Raw genomic sequence first — 268 nt, forward strand, 5'->3', positions numbered from 1 at the left:
GTTGAATTTAGTAAAATCAACCGTATGTCCCTTGTCTTATTATTTATTGGTGGTGGGGCATCGCTTGTTATTCTCTCAATGTATGATGTGATTTTATCTAGAGCTTTAAAAATGGATATTTCATTAGGAAAAGTTTTAAGAGTAAGTTATATCATTAATGCATTAAATGCGATTGTAGGCTTTGGTGGCTTTATTGGTGCCGGTGTAAGAGCAATGGTTTACAAAAACTATACGCATGATAAAAAGAAATTGGTTCACTTTATTTCAT

General features: G+C 32.1%; 1 protein-coding gene. It reads left to right on the forward strand.

Features of this window, described 5'->3' with window-relative positions; all coding sequences use genetic code 11:
* Positions 1–268, forward strand: a 268-nt coding sequence (locus tag ACI43T_RS12085) for a hypothetical protein (RefSeq protein ID WP_405387364.1), incomplete at both ends; no start/stop codon positions are given.

The sequence above is a fragment of the Neisseria oralis genome, from assembly GCF_045062685.1.
In the GTDB taxonomy this organism is placed as follows: Bacteria; Pseudomonadota; Gammaproteobacteria; order Burkholderiales; family Neisseriaceae; genus Neisseria; species Neisseria oralis.